The organism is uncultured Catenibacterium sp., assembly GCF_900540665.1.
Taxonomy (GTDB): Bacteria; Bacillota_I; Bacilli_A; order Erysipelotrichales; family Coprobacillaceae; genus Catenibacterium.
The window spans coordinates 1-9426 of record NZ_UQGV01000083.1 but is presented as its reverse complement, the minus strand read 5'-3'; the positions used below and the strand labels follow the sequence as shown (position 1 = coordinate 9426).

The following is a 9426-nucleotide window of genomic DNA, read 5'->3' as shown; positions in this document are numbered from 1 at the left end:
TCCAGGTCAAGCTTTTTTTGAAAAAACGATCAATTGGAAGGTCTTATGCTGGCTCAAATGTCCTTTGGCTTCCATTTTATTAAAAGAAACTGTTGAAGTTATTTCACCTTTATTTGTATAAAGCACTGTATTGTGCTGGAATGCCATAACATAATAAATATCCTTTAAAGGAATCAAACATGCATGCTTGCTTTTATCATTTACTAAGATTGTTTTATCTGGCTCCATTAATTTTTTTACCATATCTTTATAGTAATGATATGTACTAGAGCCCATCTTATGAGGGAATAACTCACCGTCTTCTAACTGTCCCAAACGATCTGGTGTATTTAAATAAACAATACGTCCTTCCTTTTCTTTTTCAATAGACCAGACGAGTGTACATCTTTGTTGTTCATGAATCATTTCTAATGAATTCATATCTGTCATAAGAAAAAAGCGACCGACAATAATACATGTGTTCTGCTGATTAAAAACGCATTGAAAATCAATATGTGTCAATTCACTTTCTAAACTATCATTCATTACAGAATATAAATAATTCATTAGTTCATTCTTGCTTGAATAATATTGACTTGGATCAGCACCACAATAAAAGACATCATTGTCTAGATAACGGCTTAAAAGATTCACATCTTTATGCCAGAAAGCTTGAAATATTTCTCTACTTGTTTCAATTAAATCTTGTACCACTTTTTTTCTCATAATTATCACCACTTATAATTTACCAAAAATAATATTATAAGTCTCATAGTTATGTATAAAAGGTTTTTTTATTGCACGAAAAGTATCTTTCACTCTTTAATTTATTCAAATGGATAAATCATGCCCCATTGTTTTCTGATTTTAGTAAGTATTTTCATGACATCACTTGTAAATTCTAATGTTTTACTATGTTTATTACTTACATAGTACTCCATATCTTCAATTTCATAGAGTAAAGCGTCTTTCATATCTCCATTTTTGATTGTTTCACTATGTCCATCAGAAGTATAAGTAATCACCGCTTGGTCTCCTCTAGGATAGTTATAGATTTCAATATACCCATTTTCACAGGCAATAAGACCACGTTTAGGCTGTTTTGCACGCATTGTAAGAGAGATGACAGCCATTTCCTTGGAATTATTTAAAATAATACCTGATGTTTCATCAACACCTGTTTCAAACAGATTAACAGTTGAAAGAACCTGCTCTGGACTTTCTGACATGAAATAACGGGCAAAACTCACTGCATAAACACCAATATCAAGTAATGCGCCCCCTGCAAGATCCTTAGAAAAGAAACGATTATTAACATCATATTCCTTACAGCTTCCAAAGTTGACCTGAATCATCTTCACCGGTCCTAAAGAACCACTCTCCACAATCTCTTTTACTTTCTTGAAAATAGGCATATGGAAAAGTGTCACACCATCCATAATAACTAAGCCTTTCTTTTCAGCTAAAGAGACTGCTTCTTCTAATTGCTTATCATTGACAGTAATAGATTTTTCTACGAAAACATGTTTACCTGCTTCTAATGCTTTCATCATCTCTTCATAATGTAAATTATGAGGTGTCGCAATATATACAATGTCTATATGAGAATCTTCTAACATCTCATCTATTGTATGATAGACATGTTTGACATCAAATTCTTTCTGATAAGATAATGCATTTTCATAACGTCCTGAAACAATTCCATAAATACCATGATTCATTCTATTTAATGCTTCACCCATTTCATGAGCAATCCATCCAGTTCCAATAATACACCAATTATACATATTGTTTTCCTCCTATTCTATATGTTTCTTCTTTATTAGAAATAATAAGATCAGTCACTAATCCTACAAATAATGAAGTCGCAATAAGTCCTTCAATATTATTAAGTTTATTATTTAATTCTTTTATATCTTCTATTGTATCAAAATGTACATCTACAGTGAACTACCCATCACCTAAAGGTAATGAGCTTCTAAGGGGCTGTGCCCCTATTTAAGAAGTTTGATATTTAAGTTTCCACCTGACAACTCAGGCAATCCTTATTCTTACAGGCGTGTCCACTTCGCCTCTACTGTATAGGATATTCATATCCACAACGCTACTTTTTCTCATTATGTTCAAAGCTCCATTGATATCAGCATTGAACACTTTTCCATTTGCAGTTTTGTAAAGACCACGATGTACTCTTTTGCCACTGAACGGATACTCTGTTGGGTTATCAGCATTGTAAGCTGGCATTTCATCTTTGTCCCAAAATGATGCTTTTGATGTATAGGATTCTTCCTGCTTTACAAAGATTATATCATTCAACTCACAAAGATATTCAAGTTTACTGCGTAACAGACCGTAAGGAATGTTCACAAAGTTCTGATTATTCTGCTTACCGATATTGCTGCCACGTTGAAATGTTTCATTGCATCCAACAACAAGCGTACCGATGTCATTCGTAATGCAATAATCTACTACCTTGCGAGCTGCCTTATTCAGATAGTCGTTTACCTTATTGTTACGGTTACGAGCAATCGTTTTTTGTCTGTTCGTAATCTTCTTCCCAAGATGCTGTTTGTCTTTTATGGACTGTAAACGTGCATTTTCTTTATTGAACCACTGATTAATGGATTTTAGCCTTCTTCCGTCAACGATGAATGACTTGCCATTACTTGATACTGCAGTTACAAGATTGTTGATTCCTAAATCTAAAGCAAGTGCGTTGTTTTTATTAAGATTTCTTTGAACGCATTCAGCTTCGTATATGTACTGAATTTCAAAGAACCTTGCATTAGCTTTAGGTATAATGCGTATTTCTTTAACTTTTTTATCAAGTAATACAGGTGGTATTGTTATCTCAATAGTCTTATGCGTCTTTTTAAAGCTGTTTGAAAATGGAAGTTTGAGCTTATTCCCTTTAAGTCTTACAAATCCAATGACAAGTGTAGTATATCCATCCTTTGGAAGATAGCGTGGAAGTCTGCAGTCCTTAAAAGCATATTTGCCCTGTTTTGCAAGTTTCATAAGTCCAAAGAATGACTTAAAAGAGCCGTCAACTTCTTTAAGAATCTGCTGCGCCATATTAGAATTTAATGCTTTATAATTTAAGCTATTCTTTAAAAGTGTATAGTTCTTTTCATATTTTAAGAGTTCACCTTCAGTGAAGAAGTATTGACGCACATTATAGATTGCTTCGTTTGTCAGATTTTTTGCCACATGACAGAGTTCTTTTATAGTAAGATATTCATCTTTAGACAAATGTTTAACTTGCTGTTTTACAGTAAGATACATATCGTTTTCTCCTTTCTATAGACTTGGAAATGGATTTTCCTGTATATATATCATAGCATATATTTTTAGGTAAATATATATGCTTGACTCATGACACCATTCAACACATGGTCTAAAGACCATGGGTTGAATGACTGATTTTCTATAAATGAATTATCGTTTAAATTTATTTTCGTCAATAAAAAAAGATGAAGAAAATATTATTCTCCACCTCTTTCGTCTAACAAACTGCCTCAATTCTAGTTTTCTTCATTTGAAGTCTTAAAAAAGCTTTCTAAAAAGATAAGTAAATATTCCATTTCTATCACCTCAACGGTAACTAGTATAGTATTTGGATATGTAATTGTTATGGACTCAATGTGTTTTTTATATGTATTTTTCGCAAAGAAAAAGGACTTCAGATTGAAGTCCTTTCTAACTCTTAATACTCTTTCTTTCTCATCACAAGATAAATACCACTTAATGATACAAAGATAGAACTGAATACACTTGCAAGTGATGTTAAATCACTCGTCTGCGGTTTCTTATTTGGCTTAGTTTCACCAGGTTTGTTTTCATCTGGCTTAGATGGCTTGTCCGGTGTAATGACTGGATCTTTGACCTTTTCTAATCCATCAATTGCATCTTTAAGATTCTTATAAGCTGCATCTACTTCAGACTGTTCAGGTTCTTCCTTATTTAAAACATCCTGAGCCTTCTTAAAAGCATCCTGAAGTTTATTCCAGCTTTCTTCTGTATAATCCTTCTGATTCTTATCAATAGAACCTACTAAATCCTCTAAATCCTTAGTATCAGCATCTTCCTTGATCACAGGAGTCTTCGCAATCAAATCCTTTAATAACGCATTATAAAGATTTGTTTTTGCTTCATTGATTTCATTTGCTGAAACATCTTCCTTCTTTAATACAGCTCTTGCCTTTTCTAATGCAGTATCTAACTTTTCTAATGACTCTTTAGTATAAAGTGTACGATCTAATCTTTCTGCATGTTTAATAAGTGCTTCAAGTTCTTCTGCTCCAGTAGAAGCTGGTACATAGTGAATCTTGAATTCAGCTGCACTGCCAAATCCACCCTTAGCTGCTAAGATATTAAATCTTACATACTTTGCATCAACTGCATCAAAGCTGATTAACTTACCTTCTGCATTTAATGGAAGTGTACCTTCTTTGACTTTCTTAAAAGTCTGCCCATCAGTACTTACTTCGATACTATACTGAGTCACTGTACCATTACCACCATTACTACGAGGCAAATAATAAAGTCCATCTACCTTTTCAGTTGTACCCATAGTAATCATATACCAATGTGGTAAAGAAGCACCACTCCATAATGTATGCCAGAATGTACCTGGGTTACCATCTAAAGCATTAGAAGCAGGTGTTTTTTCATTTGCAGTTTCCTGTGAAGAAGCAGTACCTGTCATTGTACCCTGATAGTAATATAAATCTGATACATCTAATAATACAAGACGGTCTAATGCACTCTGTAAATCTTTTGCATATGCATCAACCTGAGACTGCATACCTCTTGGTAAATCATATACAATATTGCTCTTAGCTGTTTCTAAAGCATCTAAAGAATCCTTTGTATAGATCTTAGTTAAATCAGTGTTTGGAATCTTTGCAAGAATAGCTTCAATTGCGCTGTAATCAGCCTTCTTATAAGTCACTGTCGCAATTAAATCTTTCATACGTTTTACAACATCAGCAATACGTGCTGCATCTGGATCAGCCTGACAAGTAAGGGCTTCTCCTTCTTTGATTAATGATCTCATTGCATCCTTCTTAGAAGCATCTACTTTCTTATCTGCTTCTAATGCATGTAAGATCAATAATGTGTTATCTAATTCACTTGTTGACGCGTAGTCCTTATTCTTTGCAAGCACAATATCATCAATATAACCATCAAAGGCATGTGTTTTACTTCCCACTCTTTCAAATGGAATCATTGTAGTTGCAATAAGTCTATTGCCTTCAACCTTTTCATCATCACCCTTACGGTCTACAAGCTTGCCATTGACATATAATTCAGCATACTTGCGATTACGTCCGTTATCTGGGTTCTTGATTTCAATTTCAACCCACTGTCCTACTGGAAGTGAATAATCAAAGGTAATATCAAAGTTTTCTCTTGAAATAGCTACTTTACCTGTACCCTTTTGAACACCTTTGATAGAACCATAGCTTGATTCAAATAGAATCTGGTCTTTATCAACTGAAGATGAAGTACGTTTTACCTTGAATCTTAAGCTGTTATTTAATCCTACAGTTGTATGAAGTTTAGTTTCTACATAAGAAGAATCACCTTTTAAGTGAATAGCCTTCTTATAATCAACATCTTCCACATCTGCATTTACACCCTTATATGAAGTATTATTATCAATAACTTCAAATACACCATCTTTGTCTTCTGCATGATAGGCAAAGTTAGTACCAGGTGCATCTCCTAATAAGCCTGCTGCGTTTTCAGCCTGACTCTGAGTTAATGATCCTTTACCCCAGAGCTTAGCACCAAATAATGCAGCAGATGCCTGAATACGATCATAAACATCATATTCAGTAATACCATTATTAAGGTAATCTGTCATATCATTCCATACTGCAAAAGAACCACCAAGCATCTGTTTATCACCAGCAGGAATATGCTTACCACCCACTTCATTGATTGGTAAGTTATATACTGTTGAATTATTCAAATAATCATAGTAGTAGCCTGCATTTGGTACGATGTAATAGTTACCATCATTACAGTTAAGAAGATCAAAGCCTTCTTCGTACATCTTATCCATATTAGCCCAGCCGTAGTTCCATAAGTTCATTTCTACATTCTGCGCCTTTACAGTTACATTACCTTTAAGACTTGATAAACTTCCCCATAGACGTGCTTTACGTCCTGAGTTTTCAACATAATCAATCATATCGTTACAGAAGCGACGATATGCATTTGGATCCTTTGTATATTCATCCGCACCAATATGTACAGTAGTCTTTGAATCAAAGACTGGATCAGAACCATTCATGTATTCGCCAAAGATTTCCTGTACAAAAGCCAATGATTCATCATACTTAGTCACTAAATTCAAATGGTCATTATCACGACCATAAGTACCAGCACGTAAGTCTGGACGCACCTTAGTAAGAGCAAGAGAATGCGCTGGTGTATCAATTTCAGGAACAATATTTACCCCATACATTCTTGACTGTTTAATGAAGTTTCTAAATGCCTTCTTAGTATAGAATACATCTGTACTTGTTAAATCAGCCTGGTTCTTACCACCCTTCTTGATATCAGATTCAAGACGGAATCCAGAATAAGCTGTCATAGGGTCCTTACCTGCATTAGAGTAGTTCTCTAGAGGAATGACATTATCATTTAAATGTACCTGGAAGTCATTCAACTTATACCAAGACATTTCCTTCATCAACATTGTTAGATTATCCATAGTAAATGTCTTACGTCCTACATCAAGAATAAGACCTCTGACAGAATAAAGTGGATAATCTCTTGTGATACCCTTAGGCATAGTAAGCTTATTAAGCTTTAAGATCTGTAAAATAGTACGTGTAGACCAGAAAGCACCTGTTTCCTGTTCAGCTTTCACTGATACAGTATCACCAATTTCTAAAATATAACCTTCCTTATCTAAGCCTAAGTTTTCTTTCTTATCTACAAGATCAAGAACGATATCTCCTGCTTTTGTTTCACCGCTTGTAACGATATCTAACTTAGACCCTGTGATTTCCTTTAAATCACTCTGGAATGTTTTTGCCATTTCATTCAATTTAGAATTGCGTACCACAATACGACCATTCTTATTAAAGTTGAATGTACCTGTATGACCTTTCCATTCTCTTAATTCTGGTAATACGATAGGGGCTGCATTATCTCCCTGTTCGACGTTATATTTACCAGGAATATTCACTGCAATTTCTTTAAATAAATAATCATTCTTGTCTTTCTTATTTGTTGCTTTGAAAGATAAAGTAGCAGTTGTATCAACTAAAGGCTGATAGATAGTCAAATCATCACCAACAAGCTGTTCATAATCAGCACCATTGAATGTAATTGTATAATCTTCAGACTCTGGAAGAGTTACATGAACTTTCTGATCACCCTTCGTTACTTCTGCCACTGCAATAGAATCCATCATTTCATTCACATCAACTGTTGGTTCTCCACCATATACTTCCATTTCATAAATAGAAATATTATTCCAGTTAATGCCTGTATCTGGATCTGATGGATCCACTGTATCAATATACAAGCGTACATAACGTGCCTTCACCGCTTTATCTAAGACAATCTTCTGAGTCTTATTAGTAGGACGGCTATTAAATACTTTTGCATCTGTCCACTTGTCTAATTCGGTTGCATACTGGATTCTATACTTTGTCGCTTTTCTTGTTTCCCAAGTTAAGCGTACAGTCTTGACATCTAATACATCTTCAAGATCTACATAAATCCAATGAGGTGCATTCTTTACACCAGATGCCCAGCGTGATGTTCCCTTAGTATTACCATCAAACGCTTTATTGGCAGTAAACTGAGTACCACTTTCAATTGAAGAAGCCACTGCAGGCTTATTGAATGCCACGTTTTCTGCTGGGTTCTGAGGTGCTTTATCTGATGAATTCAACACTTCAAATTCACAGCATGATACACTGTTATACCCTTCCATCTTTGTGACTTCAACTTTTACATAACGAGCTTTTTTAGCACTTGATAAGTATTCTACAGAAGTACGTTTCTTGTTACCTGTTCTTTTTACAATAGCTTCACCCCAGTTTTCAGGATTATCTGAGGCATAGATATTATAAGAACCTGCGTACACATCATTACTTTCCCAAACCATCTTTAACTGGTTGAAAGACTCAGACTTACCTAGATCTACATAGAACCACTGTACTGGAGCGCCTTCTGTAGACCATCTTGTACTTTCATTACCATCTGTTAGGTTTTTCTTAGGGAGTGTAGGATACTCCGCACTTACTACAACATTCTTATTGAGAGCTAAATTAACATTCGTAGGTGTCTCAGTCTTTTCCTGAGTACCCATGACTTCAAACTCTGCCACTGAAATACTTGGATAAGCACCATCACGTAACTTTTCTACTGTTAATCTTACGTAACGATACTGTACAGGTGTATCAAGTGTTACAACTTCATCTACGCCAAATCCTTCTGGTTTATCTGCTGAATTATGAATCAATGCATAAGATGAACCATTGAGTGATCCTTCAATCTTGAATTTACGTACTCTTTGTAGAGCATTACCATCCTTAGGATTCTCAAAATGGATATTAAAAGATGAAATCGTAGACTGTGCACCTAAATCCACATCAATCCAATGGTTAGTCGCAGCATGTTCACCAAATTCAGTTGCCCAGCGTGATGACTTATCACCATCCACTGCTTTTTCAGCACCAAATCCAGAACATGCATAACTTGTTGTAGCTTTCTTATTTAATGCAATATTTGTGATTGTATCTGCATGGACAAGAGTCATACTCCAGCTAGAAATAATCATACTTGCACTAAATAATGCAGCTGCGACTTTCTTTAATCTTCCCACGATTTTCACTTTCCTTTCTGATTGATTGTCCTCCAATAAAAAAAGACCAAACACAAAAAGACATGATGCAGCGCATGCTTTAATGTGTCTGGTCTTGCCTACTTAAAGTAACAATCCATCTCATGTAAGAGTATAGTTCATGAAACCTCTTACATCAAGTTTTTTCATCACAATTATTTTAGCATTTTTTAGCATTTTTTATTCTTCCTTTTCAAAAATCAGATCCATTACCTGTACATGTCCAGTTCCACGCTGCTTTACAGGAATATATCCGACATATCGCCATCCTTGTAAAGCTCTTTTCTCAATAACAGAACGATATTCATCAATACAATATACATTACCTGCACCTATTCCCCAGCCTTCTAGATTACAACTTATGGTTTCATATGCATATTTATACATGGTTTATCCTGCCACTCAAAATGTGATTAAATATACCCACATCGAGATAATGTAAGTTCTCATGAACATTACTTACTATGTCATCGTGTATGCTTTCGATTGACAAAAATCAAATCTACTCACAAGTTCTTGTACACTTCATAGTCGTAAATTCCCGAAATAGCCTTCGGTACATACCTACGTTT

At 34.8% G+C, this 9426-nt stretch carries 6 protein-coding genes; all 6 read right to left on the bottom strand.

Annotated elements, in window-relative coordinates:
* Positions 1–6: 6 nt before the first annotated feature.
* Positions 7–705, bottom strand: coding sequence for a hypothetical protein (locus tag QZQ55_RS09695; RefSeq protein ID WP_295092854.1), 699 nt, complete (start codon positions 703–705; stop codon positions 7–9).
* A 101-nt stretch (positions 706–806) separates the two neighbouring features.
* Positions 807–1766 carry a Gfo/Idh/MocA family protein gene (locus QZQ55_RS09690; RefSeq protein WP_295092852.1) on the bottom strand — a complete coding sequence of 320 codons (960 nt, stop codon included), beginning with the start codon at positions 1764–1766 and terminating at the stop codon, positions 807–809.
* On the bottom strand, positions 1759–1893 hold the full coding sequence (locus QZQ55_RS09685) for a hypothetical protein (protein WP_295092856.1): 135 nt from the start codon (positions 1891–1893) through the stop codon (positions 1759–1761). The genes QZQ55_RS09690 and QZQ55_RS09685 overlap by 8 nt, the downstream gene beginning before the upstream one ends.
* Before the next feature lie 120 nt (positions 1894–2013).
* On the bottom strand, positions 2014–3264 hold the full coding sequence (locus tag QZQ55_RS09680; RefSeq protein ID WP_295092850.1) for a transposase: 1251 nt from the start codon (positions 3262–3264) through the stop codon (positions 2014–2016).
* Positions 3265–3685: 421 nt separating this feature from the next.
* Positions 3686–8836 carry a discoidin domain-containing protein gene (locus tag QZQ55_RS09675; RefSeq protein WP_295092848.1) on the bottom strand — a complete coding sequence of 1717 codons (5151 nt, stop codon included), beginning with the start codon at positions 8834–8836 and terminating at the stop codon, positions 3686–3688.
* Between the two features lie 198 nt (positions 8837–9034).
* The gene (locus QZQ55_RS09670; protein WP_295092846.1) at positions 9035–9241 is read right to left on the bottom strand and encodes a DUF4177 domain-containing protein; all 207 of its coding nucleotides are present in this window, start codon (positions 9239–9241) and stop codon (positions 9035–9037) included.
* Between the last annotated feature and the right edge of the window lie 185 nt (positions 9242–9426).

What these genes read in the sequence shown, in the direction of transcription:
- QZQ55_RS09695 (WP_295092854.1), bottom strand. Translation starts at nt 705, where the DNA reads ATGAGAAAAAAAGTGGTACAAGATTTAATTGAAACAAGTAGAGAAATA.
- QZQ55_RS09690 (WP_295092852.1), bottom strand. Translation starts at nt 1,766, where the DNA reads ATGTATAATTGGTGTATTATTGGAACTGGATGGATTGCTCATGAAATG.
- QZQ55_RS09680 (WP_295092850.1), bottom strand. Translation starts at nt 3,264, where the DNA reads ATGTATCTTACTGTAAAACAGCAAGTTAAACATTTGTCTAAAGATGAA.
- QZQ55_RS09670 (WP_295092846.1), bottom strand. Translation starts at nt 9,241, where the DNA reads ATGTATAAATATGCATATGAAACCATAAGTTGTAATCTAGAAGGCTGG.